We start from the raw sequence: 15,915 nt of genomic DNA, 5'->3' as shown, positions 1-15,915 counted from the left end.
GGACAAACGAACGAGCGGCGGCGATTTTCAAAGGAATCCGATTCGCTGCGCCGCCCGCTAGTTCTGATGGATGTTGCTCGCCGTCATCACGATGTCGCCATCTGCCGTCAGGTTGATCTTGCCGCTGCCCTGAACGGTGATGTCCTTGCCTTTGATCTCGATCGTGCCGTCCTTCTTCATGGTGATGCTGGCGTCGCCCGTGACGAGGCTGATCGACTCGTCCGCGTTGATCGTGAAGTTCTTTCCCACCTTGAGCGCGTCATCCTCGCCCACGGAGCTCGTGCGCCCTTTCGCCACCGTGCTCGACTGAGCGCCGTTGATCGACTCGCTCGCGTCGTTCGCGACCGACACCGTCTGAGCGCCGCCGACGCTGAGCGACTGATCGCCGCCGACGCTCGTCGACTGTTTGCCGCCGACGCTTACGGTCTGCGCGGAACCCACCGTCACGGTCTGACCGGAGCCGACGCTGATCGTCTGACTCGCGCCCACGGTCTCCGTGTGATACGCGCCGATCGTCACGGCCTGATACGCACCGACAGTCACCGCCTGAAACGCGCCGACCGTCACCTCCTGCGCCGCGCCAACGGTGATCGTCTCGTTGATGCCCACGCTATGCGTGCGTTGCAGAAACACCGTCGCCGTCTCGCTCGCCTTCACGGTCTTGCTGCGATTCGCGCCGATCGTGATGCTCTCGTTCACGCCGACGGTCTCCGTGCGATTCATCAGGATATCTATCTTTTCGTCGTTGCCCACCGTTTCGGTGCGGTCGTGCTTGACGACCGTGGTCTCGTCGTGATCGATGTTCTTCTTGCGGTCATGTCCGACCCAGTGCGTCTCGTCGTTCTCGACTTCGATATCCTGATTCTTCTCGGCGTGAATGAGCACCTGCTCCGCGCCCTTCTTGTCCTCGAAGCGCAATTCGTTGCAGTTCGCGCCACTGCCGCCCTTGCTCGACCGGCTCTTGATGCCCGACTGCGTCATGTTCGCGGGCAGGTCGTAGGGCGGCATCTGCTCGGCGTTGTAGACGCGGCCGGTGATAATCGGCCGGTCCGGATCGCCTTCGAGAAAATCGACGATCACTTCCTGGCCCATGCGCGGAATCGCGATCGCCCCCCAACCCTTTCCCGCCCAAGGCTGCGACACGCGAATCCAGCACGAACTGTTCTCGTCGCGCTTGCCTTGACGATCCCAGAAGAACTGCACCTTCACGCGGCCGTATTGATCGGTGTAGATCTCATCGCCGCCCGGCCCGACCACGACGGCGGTCTGCGGTCCCTGCACGAACGGCTTGCGCGCGGTGCGTGCCGGCGCGAAAGCCTGCTTCGCGTCGATCGCGGAAAACCAGCATTCGCAGCGATTCGCCTGCGCGCCGTCGAAGGCTTCGTAGTCCGCGAGCTCGATCTCGTAACGCGTGCGCGTGACGAGATACTGCGCGTTCTGATCCGCGCGCGGATGCCGCGTCAGCTTGAGCAACGCGCCCGCGCGCACGCTCCGGCTGTTGGTGCGCGCCTCGATCCGATGCCAGTTGATATCGGGATCGTCGGGCACGCTGCCTTCGATGCGCCATTCGTCCGCGCGCGACTTCGCGCGGCTCTCGCCGTGATCCGCTTCGACATAGCCGCCCGGATAATCGAAGTGTTCGAGCCCGGAAAACGCATCGAAGCCCTGCATGTGCTTCACGGCCTGCTTCTGCAAAGGCCGCGACGGATGCCTGAAGTCGTAATCGGTCAGCAGCCAGTTGTGCGTTTCGATCGCGTGATGCGTGCGCCACTCGCTGATGTATTCCGCATCGGGCGCGGCGGCCTGCACCGCGCCATAGGGCAACGATTCGCAGCCCGCGACGCTCTCGTGCGCGGCGAGGGTATCGGTCAGGATCAGCGACTCCTTGCCGTCCTTGTCCTGAAACCAGTAGTAGATGCCTTCGTCTTCGAGTAACCGGCTCACGAAGTTGAAGTCGGATTCGCGATACTGCACGCAGTATTCGCGCGGCGGATGCGCGCGCGTGCCCGCCTTCCATTTGATCTCGCCGAATTCGAGGCCCTTGTAGACGGGATCGGCGAATACGGCCTTCACGATTTCCTCGACCGTCTTGTTCTGAAAGATGCGGCAATTGCTGCGTCGCGCGAGCAGCCACAGCCACGGCCGCACGGCCGCCTCGTAGACGTGCAGACGCCCGCGCATGCCGGTTTGCCGGAAGCCCACGACATAACCGCCGAACACGCGCGGCTTCGCCTTGGGCACGTCGAGCGACACACTCACGCGCTTGCCCAGAATGCGGCTGAAGTCGAGATCCGCGCGCTTCGAGACGAGCGTCAACTCGATGCGCGGCATGCGCCCGAGTTCCGCGCTCGCGCGCAGGCCCAGAAAGCGCAGGTCGTCGCCGAGCGGCGTATCGACGCTCGCGAGCGGCTTTTGCGCTACGGCATCGTTGCTGGCCATCGACGCACCGGCGTGTCGGTCAGCAGCCGGACTTCACGGCAGAGGGCCGCGCGCCCTCGTGCTTCGACTTACCGTCGATAACTTCGACCTTCGGATAGCAGTCGGATGCAGCCATGTGAACCTCCGTCGTGACTGGCGTTCGCGGCGCATCTCGCGCGTGCGATCCACTGGTTAGACGAACAGCGCCGGAGGTTTTTGAACTCGCCGCGACTGCGCGCGTCACACCTTGTGGTCGCGGAGGAACCTGAAGAACTCCACGCCTTCCTGCAGGCGGCGTTTGAGCATCTCCCAACTGACCAGCATCTCGCGAACGATTTCCCAGATCTTCGTCGGTCTGAAATAGAAGCGTTTGTAGAACTCCTCGACGCCGAGAAAAATCTCTTCGCGCGTGAGATGCGCATAGCCGATGGTCGATTGCTGAGTGCCCACGGAACTGACGAGCGTAATCACCTTGCTTTCTTCCAGCCAGCCATTCTCGACTGCCTGCTTATGAAGGACCGTCCCCGGATAGGGCGCGGCGAGCGATACCTGAATCGTATGCGGATTGATCTCTTTCGCGTACTGGATCGTCTTCTGAATGGTTTCGTGCGTTTCGCCCGGAAGCCCGAGAATAAAGGTGCCGTGAATCTTGATGCCGAGCTTGCGGCAATCGTCGCTGAAGCGGCGCGCCACGTCGGTTCGCAGCCCTTTTTTGACATTGACGAGAATCTGGTCGTCGCCGGATTCATAGCCGACGAGCAAGAGCCGCAAACCGTTCTCCTTCATCACCTTGAGCGTCGAATACGGGACGTTCGCTTTCGCGTTGCACGACCACGTGACCCCTAGCTTTCCGAGGCCGCGAGCGATCTCTTCGGCTCTCGGCCTGAGGTCGGTGAAGGTATCGTCGTCGAACATGATCTCCTTCACTTCGGGCATGTTGTCCCTGATCCATTTCACTTCTTCGAGGACATGCTCCACCGAGCGCGTGCGATAGCGATGACCTCCGACCGTATGCGGCCAGAGGCAAAACGTGCACCGCGACTTGCAGCCCCGGCCTGTGTAGAGCGAAACGTACGGATGTTTGAGATAGCCGCTGAAGTAGTTTTGAGTCTTGAGGTCGCGCTTATAGATGGGCGCGACGAACGGCAGTTGATCCATGTCTTCGAGAATCGGCCGCGCTTCGTTGTGCGTGATGCCGCCGTCGGGCAGACGATAGCTCAGACCGGCAATCGATTCGAACGGAAGTCCCTGCGCGATATCGCGACACGTGAAGTCGAATTCTTCACGGCATACGAAGTCGATCGAATCGCTCGCGGCAAGCGAGCCGTGAGGATCGACGGCGACTTTCGCCCCGATCATCCCGACGAGGATGCCCGGTTTTCGTCGCTTCAAATGTTCCGCGAACTGGGCATCGCTCGCGAACGACGGCGAGCTCGTATGAATGATGACAAGTTCGTATTCCTGCGCAATGTTCAGCGTCGCATCCAGCGAGAGGCCATCGGCGGGAGCGTCGACGACACGGCTATCCTCCACCAGCGCGGCAGGCTGGACGAGCCACGTCGGATACCAGAACGATCGAATCTCGCGCCTCGTCTGAAAGCGTGAGCCCGCTCCGCCATCGAAGCCGTCGAACGAAGGTGCCTGTAGAAACAGTGTTTTCATGGATGCCCTCAAAGATATCCGCGAGTGACGGAATCACTTCGCGTTCGCCGGTCGCCGCGCGCCGAACGAACGCTCCGCCGCTTGCCAGTAAATCAGCCCCGGCACGAAGAACAGCAAATCCCGCACGCGACGCGCACCCGCCAGCGCGAGGCAGGTTGGCGCATCGATACCCAGCATGCCGCCGATCAGCATGAAGCCGCCTTCCTGCACGCCGATACTGCCCGGCACGACGAAGGCCATGCTGCTCACGAACTGAATCAGCGCTTCGATCACGAACGCTGTCCCGAAGCTTGCGTTCGAGCCGAGCACGCGCAACGCGACCCAGATCTCCAGTGCGAGACCAAGACACTGCAGCGTTTGCCAGATGAACAAATAGCGAATCACGATACCGGTCTGCCGCCAGATCAGCTTGATGGACTGATCGATGCGCGCCGACTTGCCGACGAGCGCGTACACCTTTCCGCTCGTGATGCGGTTGAGCGTTCTTGCGGCGCGTTCGAACGGCCGCGCATGCTGCACGAGCGCGAACAGCAAGAGCACCGGCAACACGCCCGCAAGACCCCACGCCAGCCTTCCCACGAGTCGCGTGGAATCCGACGAGGTTTGCTCCAGCAAGTATCCGACGGCGAAGAGTGCGAAGACGACCTGGCTGATCAACGTGAGCTGCATGTCCACCACGAGACTCGCCACGGCCGTTTCCGGACGCACGCCGGCACGTCCGAGCAAGCGAAATGAAACGATCTCTCCGCCGATGCGCGCCACGGGCAGCAGACCGTTGATCGACTCGCGAATCCAGACGAGTCTGAGCATGGTTGCAAACGTTGGCCGCTCCGCATCGCGAATCAGCATGCGCCAGTTTCGCGCGTTCGGCAGCATCGAAAAGATGTGTACGAGCGCGGCCAGCAGCAAGCCCGCGCCCGCGGATTCCAGCAGACGCAGGATCACGGCGGGGTCATCGCGCCAGATGAGCCATCCCGCGATCAAAAGGCCGAGCAGAGCGGCAACGGACCCGAGATATTTCATCCGGGCGCCGCCTTTGCGTGAAGAAGGATCGTTGTGAAATCGGCGATCATTTCAGGCTCGCGTCACGTTGGACACACGGCGACAGCAAACCGTCGCCGTCCACATCGAAGCGTCGTCCACGCCATGACACGCGGGACGAAAAGAAGCTCGCCAGATAGATCGCGAACTGAAGGACATCCCAAAGCGGCAACCATGGAAAGCCACCGTAACGCTCGCCCGTCGCGCGATCCGTTTGCCAGACGAGTATCGCGCGGGCCATCAGCGTCAGCGCTATCAATCCGAAGGCCAGCAGATTGCCAGATGAAAACATCAGCGATAGCAAGGCGAGCGGAAACGGATGCATCAGAACAGCACCGCGATGACCGCTCGGATCGGCCGCGCGAATCGTGCGGCTCCAACGCAACTCGTGTGCGATCAGCCGGGAAAACGTGGTCTCGACGCAGGCGTGACGCACGGTGAACGGCGGCACGGCGACCGTCAAACCGCTGCGGCGCACCGCTTCGCCGATCGCGTAGTCCTCCGCGAGATGATGCGCAAACTGCGCCAGTCCGCCGATGCGCAGCAGCGTCGCCCTTGTGATGACGATGATCTGGCCGAAGCAGGGTCGCGCTCGTCCAATGGCCAGTCCGGTCACTACGCCCGGCAGGAAATGATAGTTCGTCATCGCGCGACTGACGCGAGGCCAGAAGCGCGACGCGCACATTCCACGATAGGCGCTCGTTACCAACCCGACGCCGGGTTGCTGAAGCGCGCCTACGATGTCGCGCAGAAAGCCAGGGCTTACACGAACGTCGCTGTCGGCGAAACAGAGTACATCGTGCTGCGCGCGATCCAGCATGTTCGTCAGGTTGGCGATCTTTCGGTTGGGTCCGTAAAGCGTGCCATCCACGACGACCGTTATGTTCTTGTCAGGAAAACGCGCGCGCACGACATCGACGGCAACGAGCGCCGAATCCGCTCTGTCATGGACGCCGAAAATATATTGAACCGGTCCCGGATAGTCCTGCTCCACGAAGCTCGTCAGGTTCTCCGATAGCTGCCACTCGTCGCCATGCAGCGGCGTGATGATGGAGACCGCCGGAAAGCCGACGGGCGCATTTGTCGGACGCGAAAAGAAGCGTCGCATGAGGAAGCTGGCCGACACGGTGTACACGATGCCCACGCCGGAGCACAGCGCGGATAACACGGCAGCGAAGGCGAAGAACAGGTGGGCAACATGTAGCTGAGCCATATGCGTCCGAACGTTAGCGCGCCTGGGACACAAAGACTGCATCACCGATGCTTAAGAAAGCCTTAGGCGCGCCAATGCGCATGCGTGCGTCGCATAAGCGCGATAACTTCCCGCGTTGAAAGGTTCAACCGCGTAATTCCGGGGGCAAATATTTCAGCGTCATCCAAGCCGAACTTATTTTCAGGCTATGGAGATTCAACGCTTGACGGCGTTTCAAAGCGGTCCATAAAATCCACAGTCTTCAACGATTGGGCTAATGCCTTGGACACTTGCAGTAGTCGACCTTCGAACCAGATTTCCGCCTGAGCGACTCACGTCCGCGCCTCTTCAACGCCGCCGTTTGTCGCAAAGGCAAGCGGTGCGCGCGTAGTACTTCGTCGTAACTCAAACGTGCACCTCGATCCGCCCCAGATGGCGTGACGCCGCCGTGCGTCCGCCGTCTGGGAATACCGCCGCCTCGCAGACGGCGCGCGTTCGCGCGCGCCTGTCGGCGGGGCGGATGGCGGTCAAGTCAGATAAACAATATTTACTACGGGGTGCACCATGTCCACACCATCGAACGTCTCTCCGCCCGCCACCCCGCAGCGCGCCGCCGTGCTCGACGACGCGCACATCGGCGATATTCGCGGTGCGCTCGGTTCGATTGCGCATCACGACACCGCGCCGCGCAACACGTGGTGGGCGCGTTTCCGCACGCTCCTCGCCATACTCGGGCCCGGCCTCATCGTGATGGTCGGCGACAACGACGCGGGCGCGTTCGGCACCTATACGCAGGCGGGCCAGAACTACGGCACGACCCTGCTCTGGACCATGTTGCTGCTCGTGCCCGTGCTCTATGTCAATCAGGAGATGGTGCTGCGTCTCGGCGCGGTGACGGGCGTCGGCCACGCGCGGCTGATCTTCCAGCGCTTCGGCAAGTTCTGGGGCGCGTTCAGCGTGATCGATCTCTTCGTGCTCAACGCGCTTACCATCGTCACCGAATTCATCGGCATCACGTTCGTGCTCGACTTCTTCGGGCTGCCCAAGGTTGCGGGCGTCTGCGTCGCGGCCGCGTTGACGATGGCCGCGGTGAGCACCGGCGACTTCCGGCGCTTCGAGCGCTTCGCGGTGGTGCTCTGCGTGTTGAGCCTCGTGCTCGTGCCGGTGCTCGTCGCGATTCATCCGCCGGTCTCGCAGATGACGCGGGATTTCCTCGTGCCGAACTGGCCCGCCCACGCGAAGCTTTCGGATGTGATGCTGCTCGTGATCGGCATCGTGGGCACCACGGTCGCGCCGTGGCAACTCTTCTTCCAGCAAAGCTACGTGATCGACAAGCGCATCACGCCGCGCTTCATGAAGTACGAGAAGGCGGATTTGTGGATCGGCATCGTGTTCGTGCTGATCGGCGCGGTCGCGATGATGGGCTTCACCGCCGCGTTGTTCTCGGGCCGTCCCGAGTTCGGCAACTTCACCGATGCGGGCGGCGTGATCGCCGGCCTCGAAAGGTACGCGGGCCGCACCAGCGCCACGCTGTTCGCGGTCGCATTGCTCGACGCGAGCATCATCGGCGCGGCGGCCGTGTCGCTCTCGACCGCGTATGCGATCGGCGACGTGTTCAAGATCCGGCACTCGCTGCATCGCGGCGTGACGGACGCGAAGGGCTTTTACCTGGTCTACTTCGGCATCGTCGCGCTTGCGGCGATGATCGTGCTGGTTCCGGGCAGTCCGCTCGGCCTCTTGACCGAAGCGGTGCAGACGCTTGCCGGCGTGCTGCTGCCCAGCGCGACCGTGTTCCTGCTGCTGCTCTGCAACGACCGCGCCGTGCTCGGTCCGTGGGTCAACTCGAAGAAACTGAACCTGTTCACCGGCTCGGTCATATGGGTGCTCGTGATGCTATCGATCATCCTGACCGCGGCCGTGATGTATCCGGACATCAGCGGCGAGACGATCGTCGATGTGCTGGCCGGCGGCACCGTTCTCGCAATCGCGGGCTTCGCGGCCAGCGTGCTGCTGCGTCGCGCGAGCGGCATCTCGTGGACGGTTCAAACGGCGCAAGCGAGCGTCGAGCGTGCGCAACGCGATACATGGCGCATGCCGCCGCTCGACACGCTCGCCCCGCAAAAAATGACGCTCGCGACGCGAATCTGGATGGGCGTGCTGCGCGGCTATCTGGTGATCGCGGTAGGGCTCGTGATCTTCAAGGTGCTGCAGATGACGTTGCTGAAATAAGCGCGTTCGCGCCGCTCAATCGGCGGCGACAGGCACGAAGGCGCGGCATTCGCTTTGACTTATGCGGGCAGCGAGCATGCCGTCGAAGACATCATGAAATCGGCCGCGCTCGAAGCCGCGCCGACGGGCGTTCGCGCCAATGCCGTCGCGCGGGATCGACCGATATCGGCACGGAGGGAAGAAAGGCCGCGTTTGCGGCGAGCGTGCATCGGCAAGCCCGATGAAATCGCCGCGCCGATGCTCTATGCGGCCGCCTTCATCGCGGGTCGATGGCGGCAAAACGGGAGATTCAGACCGCACCGCTACGGCACGCCTGCAGGCCGCAGCGGTGCAGCAAGCGCGATGCTACTTCGCCGTCGCGCCGCTTGGCGACTCGGCTTCGCGCCCGGACTGATTTCGCGGAACGTCGGCGTCCCCATTCACTGTCTGACCGCCGGCGGAACCCGGCGAGTCCTCCGCTTCGATCGATGCCAACGCCTGCTGCCAGAACTCCTCGGCGCGCCCTTCGGGACTGCCCTCGCGTTCCCATATCTCGTATGCGCGACGACGGATACGGTCCTGCTCTTTCTGATCGTCCACGATTCCCTCCCAGTTGCGCGATTTAACGCCGCTCGCGATAGCGGTGCGCATGCGCGCTCACCGGCACAGCAACCCTCATGCCGCGCGCTCGTCCTCGAATCTCACGCCGGATCGAGCAGCGATTTTTCGAAGCACACGGTATCGCCCGGCTGGAAACGGCAATCGTCGATCAACATGCGGCGATACCCGCTCGCTTCGCAAATCAGCGACGCGCTCCGCTCGGCCGGCGTCGCGACGAGGCAGACCATCTGGTAGCCAAGCAGGCGCGCTTCCTCTTCGAGATACGCCAGCAGGACCGTTTCCAGCCCGCGATACTGCGGGCGGACATACAGCCGCAGCAGTTCGGCGACGCGATAGCTTTGCCGTCGAATCGCGCCGCATCCCATTGCTTCGCCCATCGCGTTTCTCGCCACGACGAAGCGTGCGCGGATGCTCCGCAGATCGTCGTCGGCCATGCCACGTTGCCCGCTCTCGCCCGTCAGCGCCGCGAGATAGGCGGAGCGTTCATCGCACAGAACGCGTGCGTCGAGCGAGCCGGGGTCCTCGCTGCCGATAAAGATGGTCTGAGAGTCGTTCATGCCTGCCTCGCGAGAATGAAGTCATACGGCGCCTGCTTCACGCCCTGTCTAGCAACTGGCATTCCGGCGCCTCGATGTATCGCTCGAAGTTCGATAAGGGCGGGTTATGAACGAACGATCGCTAAGTTTCCTGCAAGGTGGCCGATCGATAATGGGTCCGCGCCGTCGCAAGATTGCCGCCTCCCGGCGGGCTGACGCGCGGAGACAGCGATGCACGACGAATACGACAACGACAAGATCACGCTATTGGCTGTACCGCCATCGAAAGGACTCGAATGGTCGGGCAAGCTATTCGTCGGGACGGAAGAAATCGGCGATCTGTTCGGCCAGGCGCTGAGCGACCTCGAAGACGCCGCCAACGAACTCGGCTTTCCGCCGGATCACATTCGGGTCGCGAACAGCTAAGCCTATTTTTCCATCGGCGCATCGGTTGCGGCACGCGTCGTGCGTGCAGAGCAGTCGCGGCGACGAGCGGGAACCGCCGCGCGTCGGCTCACGTCTCAGACGGGAAATGCGGCCTCGGATCATCGGCGTCGCCCGCCGAATTTCATCGGGCATGCACGTAACTGTCATATCGTGATCAGCCGGTCGGTCGCAACGCGAAAAGCTATCGGCGTCGCGCGTGGAAGAACACGCCACGTCGCGTCTGACTGCCGCATTTTCCTTTTACCGATTTACATTCCACTTTGAAAAGGAGCGGTCAATGTTCCAGTATCCCGGTCAGTTCGCATATCAGGTTCCGTCGCTTGCACGCGCGAATTTGCAGGCATTCCTCAACATGACAGGGCGCTTCGCGAGCGGCCTGCAGGCGCTCGGTGAACTGAACGTGCAGACGGTTCGCACGGTCGTCGAGGAAAGCAACGCGCTTCTGAGCGCGGGCGATCAAGCCGGCGCCGGCGATGTGCTCGGGTGGCAGTCGGTCATGCTGGCGCAATTTCCGCAGAAGGCCGCTTCGTATGGTCAGCATGTGATGTCGATCATCACTTCGACTCAGGACGATATCCTCGGCGAAGTGCGCAATCAGTACGAACGCAACGGCATCAAGTTCGGCGACCTGGCGAACGCCGCCGCCGATGACGTGCAGACGGCGACGCAATCGTCGGGCGCACTCATTACGAATCTGGCCGACGCCACGAACGATGCCACGCGCGAAACGAGTGGCGTCGTTCTCGATGTCAACGGAGAAGTTGCAAAGACCTCGCACGTATCGACTAAGCGTTCGCCTTGATCTGCGGGACGCATCGGGCCGCGTGTGCGGCTCGATGCGCCGTGGCGTTTTTGTCTTGTTAGTATCGTCGGGCAGCCACTTCCTCGATTACGGACATGACCATCGCCAGGATCTCGCTCGTCCTCTTCGACATGGAAGGCGTGCTGACGCATTACGACCGCGATGCCCGCGTCGCGCATCTCGCGGCGACGGCACATTGCGCGCCTGATACGGTGCGTCATGCAATCTGGGGTTCGGGTCTCGAAGCGCGCGCCGATGCGGGCATCATCGACGAGATGGAATATCTCGCCACGCTCGGCGCGATGCTCGACTATCCGCTCAGCAAGGACGAATGGCTCGCGTCGCGTTGCGTATCGATCACGCCGAACGAGCGCACGCTGGCGCTCGCCGCGCAGCTCCGGACGTCCCGCGCAATAGCGATCCTCACCAACAATTGCCATCTGGTCACGGACCATCTCGGTTATCTGAATCCCGCCGTCGATCGCCTGTTCGGCAACGCGGTGTATTCGTCCGCGTCGTTCGGCGCGACGAAACCGGCGGCGCAGACATACCTTCGCTGCGTAGATAAAATCGGCGCACGGCCGGAAGAAACGCTTTTCATCGACGACACCGACGCCAATGTGCGCGGCGCGCTCGATGCCGGACTGATCGGCTACAAGTTCGAAGACGCCAACGCGCTCGAAGTCGAGTTCGAACGGCTGGGTCTGCTGTGATGGACGGCGAAGGTGCGCGATATGGCGCCGACGCTCGCGTGCGCAAGACCGCCGAATCTATTCCGCGATGCGTTTGAAACTGACGTAGTAATCGTCGGTGTAGTAGCAGTCGCGGGTTTGCTTGCGCGGTCCGCCGCAGACGATACGGCGCTGCCCGCGATCCGCTGACCCCGGCGTGCGAACCGTGTATGCGTGGTAATAGCCGCGCGGATGTTCCGGCAGCAAGGTCGCGCTGTTGCGGAACAGAACGCCGTCCTCGCCGAAGGGGAACGGGCCGCCCGCCTTGATCAGACGGAGGGTTTCGGCGGCTTCCCCCGGCAACTGCGCTCGGCTGATGGCGGCCGGCGCGCCGTGCGGTTGCGCGCCCGATGCAGCCATTGCTTCGCTCGCGGCCGACCCGGGCTGAACCGCCTGACTCGCGGATGCACCCGTTTCCTGAGTTGCGTTTCGCGATCCGTCCTTGCCGCAACCGCCGGCGATCGCGCTCAAGACGACGACGAGGGAGAAAAACCAGACTCGCTTCACGAAACGGTTATCTCCGGGTTGACCAGCACTCGACGACCACGAACGAATCAAGGGTATCGTTTCTGGCGAAGCGAATCAACGTTCGGCCGGAAATAGGATTTTTTCGCTCGGCAACCGGGCCGATTCGCAGCTCGCGGCGTTCGATAAGTGCGCGGATCAAGCGCTCTTATCGCGGATGAGTTCAGGCGGCGGCGGGTTCTCCAACTCGTTTCACAGTCATGCGGCCGCGTTCAGCTTTTGAGTATCCGGTCGAAGAACGCGATCAAGTTCGACCACCCTTCTTCGGCGGCCACCGGATCGTAGACCGGGAAGTCGGGCTTCATCCAGCCGTGCGCGGCGCCGGCATACGTCTGCGCGCGATATCGCACGCCGGCTTCGTCGAAAGCGCGCTCAAGGCGCTGCGCCATATCCGGCGGATAGCTCGCGTCGCCTTCCGCCGCCGCGACATAGACCTCGGCCTTCAATCGCGAAGCATATCGATGCGGGCTCGCGGGCGCGTCCGTCGCGAGGTTGCCACCGTGAAAGCTGGCGACGGCGGCAAAGCGCTCGGGAAATGTGCCGGCCGCGGCGATGGCCATGCCGCCACCCATGCAAAAGCCGACCGCGCCTATGCGCTTGCCCGCCACATCGGTGCGCGTATCGAGGTAGGTCAGAAGCGCGCGTGTGTCTTCGGCTGCCTTTTCGTTGTCCGTGGTCGCCATGAGCGGGCCGAGAATCGCGCGCACGTCACCCTTGAATACTTCCACGGGATCGAACGGGCCGTAAGCCCCGTACCGGTAAAAGAGGTCGGGCAGCAACACGACATAGCCGGCTTCGGCGAGACGCCGGGCCATCTGCAATTCGGCGGGTCTGACGCCGCCCGCATCCATATAGAAGACGATGGCCGGCCAAATCGTTCCGCTCGCGGGCGTAAAAACGTGAACCGGGCAAACTCCGTCGCGAGTCGAAACCTGCACTTTCTCGTATGTCATGGCGTCTGTCCGTGATGAAGATCCGCCGGCGTCCGCGCCGATAACCGGAGCGCGTGCCTTGCGCTGAGCGCCAGCAATACGCACGACAACGCGTTGAACAGAAACAGTCCGCTCGGCCCGATGAGCGTCATAAGTGCGGAAGCCAACGTCGGTCCGGTCATGCCGCCAAGCGAAAAGAGCACCAGCAACATCGCCGAAACAGCAACCCGCAGATGCGACTCCGTGCGGTCCTGTACGTGCGACACGACAAGCCCGTACTGCGTGAAGGTCACAGCGACGTAAGCCATCGTCGCGCACCATGTGACGATGCGAAAGTTCAGGCAGAACAGCACGAGGCTCAACACCGCCGAGATCAACGCGGTCCATAAAACCAGACGCCGCCGATCGATGCGGTCCGAGAGCCGCCCCATCGGAAATTGCGGCAGCAATGCGCCGATCAGCGCGACGCCCATGAAGGTCGCGAGTTCCTCCGTGCTGAAGCCCGAGCGTTGAAGATAGACGGGCATCAGCGCATAGAAGTTGCTGTAGATGAAGCCGGTCAGCACGCAGCCCGGTATCCCGAGCGGCGCCACGACCATCATTTCGCGAAGGCTTTCTTTCCAGGTCCGCGCGGGTACGCGGTCGAGATTCGCGTCGTTCACTTTCGCCGGCCAGCCTTCCATCAACGTGACCGGCAGCACCGCCGCGGCAAAGAGCGCCGCGCTCATCGAGAATTGCTGCGCGCCGGTCCCCGCTCCCACGTTCAGCAGGAACTGGCCACTGCCCATCGCGAGATAGTTGATGGCCGCGTACAAGCCGAACACCTGGCCGCGCTTCTCGTTCTCCACCGTGCCGTTGAGCCAGCTTTCCACGGACGTGTACAACCCCATGAAAGCGACGCCCGTGAGAAGGCGCACGCCGCCCAGTACCCACGGCGACTGCGCCGCGCCGAAAGCGAGCGCGAGGATCGCCGCCGCCGCCGAGAACGCGACGAACGTTCGATGCTGACCGATGCGGTCGATCAGACGCCGATTGACCACAGCGCCCAATATGAAGCCTGCGTAATAACTCGACTGGATCAGACCGGTGACGAACGTCGAGTAGCCCGATTGAAGAATGCGCAAAGGGATCAGCGTCTGAAACAGGCCGTTTCCCGCGACGAGCAGCGCCAGGCCGAAGAGAAGGCCGGCCAGCGCGCGCACCGTGCCCGATGCGTCGGCGCGCGCGTGGTGGCCCGGGTTGGCGGCTGCCGAATCCGGCCACGGCGGCGTCTTGCGCCCGAGAAGCGCCGCTTCGTTCAGCGGTCCGGTGCGGCCGACCGCCGACGCGTCGTGCTCCTCGCCTGTGTCGCTTCCATGTATCTCATTTCCGCGGATATCGCCGTCGCGCGCGAGCTGATTCGCGCCGACGTTCGCGTTCTCGTGTTCGAGATGTGACATGACGCCCCTGGGTTCACTCAAGCGGCTCCATGATGACAGATGCGGCCGGTTCATATCCGCCAACGCTGCGGCAGTGGGTCGAACGCGTCGAACGCGTCGAACGCGTCGAACGTTGACGCTCACGAAATAGTTGGTAAGCGCCGGGCTCCTTCCCTGTCTTTTCCGATAAATGGATGCGGTTGGCCATTGCTACGATCGGCTCCGGCCTCGTGCGCCGAACGTTGAAGACGTTGTTCCCGCCTACAGCAAAACGAATCGGTTCCTCATGCGCAAATTCATTGTTTCCATCGTCGCGTTTCTGCTCGTTTGCATGCTTGGCGGATGTGCCACCACCATCGGAAACATTGGCCTGGGGATCGGTCTCGGCGCGGCGGGCGCGATCGGCGGACTTTACTGTGCGTTGGGCTGTTGACGATCGCTCGATGCAGATCAAAGTCGGGCGACGCGATCAGCCGCGTCGCCTCTTTCTCAGTAGGCTGAAGCTAGAAAGCAATACGAACTTGCCGTCGCGCGCAATCGCTCTTGCATGGATTCGGCGCGACGGTCGCATTCGGCAACGGCAGCGCGGCGGCCACGGTGCGGACTCGCTCGACGTTCGCCTGTCCGATATCGGCGGATACCTTCGAACCGGCCCCGGCCTGTTCATCCTTCCCGGCGGCAAGCCCTTTTAGCCGAAGCACGGCCGCCTCCGCCGATGGCGCAAGCCGCTGCTCAGCAATGCCGACCTTGACGCGATCCGCAGTCTGCTTCCTTCCGTGCGCGACGTCCGCTTGCAGTTCGGAGATCCGGCGCGTGTACCAGTCCGCCACACACGCCCGGTCCTTGCAGTTGTGTTGACGCCATTGCCATTGCGTCACGCGGTCGGCATCGAGCGCGGCCGCGTCGGGCGTCGCGTCATGCGCCTCGCGAAAAACGGCAGCCAGTTTGTCGTCGAGCGATGAAAGCGCCGGGTCCGAACAAACGAGCCGCTCCGAAGCGGACGCGTTATGCGGACATTGAAAGCTCGCGGCATGCGCGGCCGACAGCGCGCCGAGCGATGTCAACATCGCGCACGCCGCAAGACGCGCGCAGCGCCACGGATCGATGGATGGGCCGTGCAGCTTCCTTCGTGTATTCATGTTTGGCTTGATTCCCGGATAGATGGTCTCGTTCATTCGACACTTCGCCCGCGTGCTCTCGTGGCCGCGCCGAACTGTCGTTCCTCTTGGCGAGTTGAATCGCCGTATCGAACGATATGGCATGGCCCGATGCATCGAATCCCCGATCAATGCGCACTTCGCCGCAAGCCTTACCGGACGTTACTTTTTATTGGCTCTGGTAAGCGCAGCCTCGCGGGCGCTCGCGTTACGTCATCACTTACA

Annotated in this window: 15 protein-coding genes; 4 read left to right on the top strand and 11 right to left on the bottom strand. The window is 62.5% G+C overall.

Features of this window, described 5'->3' with window-relative positions:
* Positions 1–57: 57 nt before the first annotated feature.
* The 4 genes from AWB82_RS28070 to hpnI all read right to left on the bottom strand — a co-directional run bounded on the left by AWB82_RS28070 (position 58) and on the right by hpnI (position 6,334).
* Positions 58–2,439 (bottom strand): type VI secretion system Vgr family protein, encoded by a 2,382-nt coding sequence (locus AWB82_RS28070; protein ID WP_086972594.1) that lies wholly within the window; start codon positions 2,437–2,439, stop codon positions 58–60.
* 219 nt (positions 2,440–2,658) lie between these two features.
* Positions 2,659–4,080, bottom strand: coding sequence for a hopanoid biosynthesis associated radical SAM protein HpnJ (gene hpnJ, locus AWB82_RS28065; protein WP_086972593.1), 1,422 nt, complete (start codon positions 4,078–4,080; stop codon positions 2,659–2,661).
* Positions 4,081–4,113: 33 nt separating this feature from the next.
* Entirely contained in the window at positions 4,114–5,103 is a 990-nt protein-coding gene (locus AWB82_RS28060) for a lysylphosphatidylglycerol synthase domain-containing protein (protein WP_086972592.1), read from the bottom strand.
* 46 nt (positions 5,104–5,149) lie between these two features.
* Positions 5,150–6,334: a bacteriohopanetetrol glucosamine biosynthesis glycosyltransferase HpnI gene (gene hpnI, locus AWB82_RS28055; RefSeq protein ID WP_086972591.1), complete on the bottom strand. Its 1,185-nt coding sequence runs from the start codon at positions 6,332–6,334 to the stop codon at positions 5,150–5,152.
* 543 nt (positions 6,335–6,877) lie between these two features.
* Here hpnI and AWB82_RS28050 point away from each other — a divergent pair.
* Entirely contained in the window at positions 6,878–8,542 is a 1,665-nt protein-coding gene (locus AWB82_RS28050) for an Nramp family divalent metal transporter (protein WP_086972590.1), read from the top strand.
* 345 nt (positions 8,543–8,887) lie between these two features.
* On the opposite strand, the gene AWB82_RS28040 is transcribed toward AWB82_RS28050, so the two are convergent.
* Positions 8,888–9,121, bottom strand: a complete 234-nt coding sequence (locus AWB82_RS28040; RefSeq protein WP_235023471.1) for a DUF2934 domain-containing protein — start codon at positions 9,119–9,121, stop codon at positions 8,888–8,890.
* Between the two features lie 101 nt (positions 9,122–9,222).
* Positions 9,223–9,699: a GNAT family N-acetyltransferase gene (locus tag AWB82_RS28035; protein ID WP_086972587.1), complete on the bottom strand. Its 477-nt coding sequence runs from the start codon at positions 9,697–9,699 to the stop codon at positions 9,223–9,225.
* Positions 9,700–9,909: 210 nt separating this feature from the next.
* Here AWB82_RS28035 and AWB82_RS28030 point away from each other — a divergent pair, with 210 nt between their 5' ends.
* The 3 genes from AWB82_RS28030 (at position 9,910) to AWB82_RS28020 (ending at position 11,640) form a co-directional block, all read left to right on the top strand.
* Entirely contained in the window at positions 9,910–10,104 is a 195-nt protein-coding gene (locus AWB82_RS28030; protein ID WP_086972586.1) for a hypothetical protein, read from the top strand.
* A gap of 298 nt (positions 10,105–10,402) precedes the next feature.
* Positions 10,403–10,927 (top strand): phasin family protein, encoded by a 525-nt coding sequence (locus tag AWB82_RS28025; RefSeq protein WP_086972585.1) that lies wholly within the window; start codon positions 10,403–10,405, stop codon positions 10,925–10,927.
* Positions 10,928–11,022: 95 nt separating this feature from the next.
* A complete protein-coding gene (locus tag AWB82_RS28020) occupies positions 11,023–11,640 on the top strand; it encodes an HAD family hydrolase (RefSeq protein WP_086972584.1) in 618 nt (205 codons plus the stop codon).
* A 57-nt stretch (positions 11,641–11,697) separates the two neighbouring features.
* Here AWB82_RS28020 and AWB82_RS28015 read toward each other — a convergent pair whose 3' ends face one another.
* The 5 genes from AWB82_RS28015 to AWB82_RS28000 form a co-directional block, all read right to left on the bottom strand.
* Complete coding sequence (locus tag AWB82_RS28015; RefSeq protein ID WP_086972583.1) at positions 11,698–12,165, bottom strand: ribonuclease; 468 nt, start codon at positions 12,163–12,165, stop codon at positions 11,698–11,700.
* Positions 12,166–12,395: 230 nt separating this feature from the next.
* On the bottom strand, positions 12,396–13,136 hold the full coding sequence (locus AWB82_RS28010) for a dienelactone hydrolase family protein (RefSeq protein WP_086972582.1): 741 nt from the start codon (positions 13,134–13,136) through the stop codon (positions 12,396–12,398).
* The gene (locus AWB82_RS28005; RefSeq protein ID WP_086972581.1) at positions 13,133–14,554 is read right to left on the bottom strand and encodes an MFS transporter; all 1,422 of its coding nucleotides are present in this window, start codon (positions 14,552–14,554) and stop codon (positions 13,133–13,135) included. Before AWB82_RS28005 ends, AWB82_RS28010 begins: the two co-directional genes overlap by 4 nt.
* Before the next feature lie 13 nt (positions 14,555–14,567).
* A complete protein-coding gene (locus AWB82_RS37345; protein ID WP_143756889.1) occupies positions 14,568–14,987 on the bottom strand; it encodes a hypothetical protein in 420 nt (139 codons plus the stop codon).
* Positions 14,988–15,036: 49 nt separating this feature from the next.
* On the bottom strand, positions 15,037–15,672 hold the full coding sequence (locus AWB82_RS28000) for a lysozyme inhibitor LprI family protein (RefSeq protein ID WP_143756887.1): 636 nt from the start codon (positions 15,670–15,672) through the stop codon (positions 15,037–15,039).
* Between the last annotated feature and the right edge of the window lie 243 nt (positions 15,673–15,915).

The sequence above is a fragment of the Caballeronia glebae genome (assembly GCF_001545035.1).
Taxonomy (GTDB): Bacteria; Pseudomonadota; Gammaproteobacteria; order Burkholderiales; family Burkholderiaceae; genus Caballeronia; species Caballeronia glebae.
Note: the sequence above shows the minus strand (reverse complement) of the source record. Positions and strands in the feature narration are given on the sequence as shown.

What these genes read in the sequence shown, in the direction of transcription:
- AWB82_RS28070 (WP_086972594.1), bottom strand. Translation starts at nt 2,439, where the DNA reads ATGGCCAGCAACGATGCCGTAGCGCAAAAGCCGCTCGCGAGCGTCGAT.
- hpnJ (WP_086972593.1), bottom strand. Translation starts at nt 4,080, where the DNA reads ATGAAAACACTGTTTCTACAGGCACCTTCGTTCGACGGCTTCGATGGC.
- AWB82_RS28060 (WP_086972592.1), bottom strand. Translation starts at nt 5,103, where the DNA reads ATGAAATATCTCGGGTCCGTTGCCGCTCTGCTCGGCCTTTTGATCGCG.
- hpnI (WP_086972591.1), bottom strand. Translation starts at nt 6,334, where the DNA reads ATGGCTCAGCTACATGTTGCCCACCTGTTCTTCGCCTTCGCTGCCGTG.
- AWB82_RS28050 (WP_086972590.1), top strand. Translation starts at nt 6,878, where the DNA reads ATGTCCACACCATCGAACGTCTCTCCGCCCGCCACCCCGCAGCGCGCC.
- AWB82_RS28035 (WP_086972587.1), bottom strand. Translation starts at nt 9,699, where the DNA reads ATGAACGACTCTCAGACCATCTTTATCGGCAGCGAGGACCCCGGCTCG.
- AWB82_RS28030 (WP_086972586.1), top strand. Translation starts at nt 9,910, where the DNA reads ATGCACGACGAATACGACAACGACAAGATCACGCTATTGGCTGTACCG.
- AWB82_RS28025 (WP_086972585.1), top strand. Translation starts at nt 10,403, where the DNA reads ATGTTCCAGTATCCCGGTCAGTTCGCATATCAGGTTCCGTCGCTTGCA.
- AWB82_RS28020 (WP_086972584.1), top strand. Translation starts at nt 11,023, where the DNA reads ATGACCATCGCCAGGATCTCGCTCGTCCTCTTCGACATGGAAGGCGTG.
- AWB82_RS28010 (WP_086972582.1), bottom strand. Translation starts at nt 13,136, where the DNA reads ATGACATACGAGAAAGTGCAGGTTTCGACTCGCGACGGAGTTTGCCCG.
- AWB82_RS28005 (WP_086972581.1), bottom strand. Translation starts at nt 14,554, where the DNA reads ATGTCACATCTCGAACACGAGAACGCGAACGTCGGCGCGAATCAGCTC.
- AWB82_RS28000 (WP_143756887.1), bottom strand. Translation starts at nt 15,672, where the DNA reads ATGAATACACGAAGGAAGCTGCACGGCCCATCCATCGATCCGTGGCGC.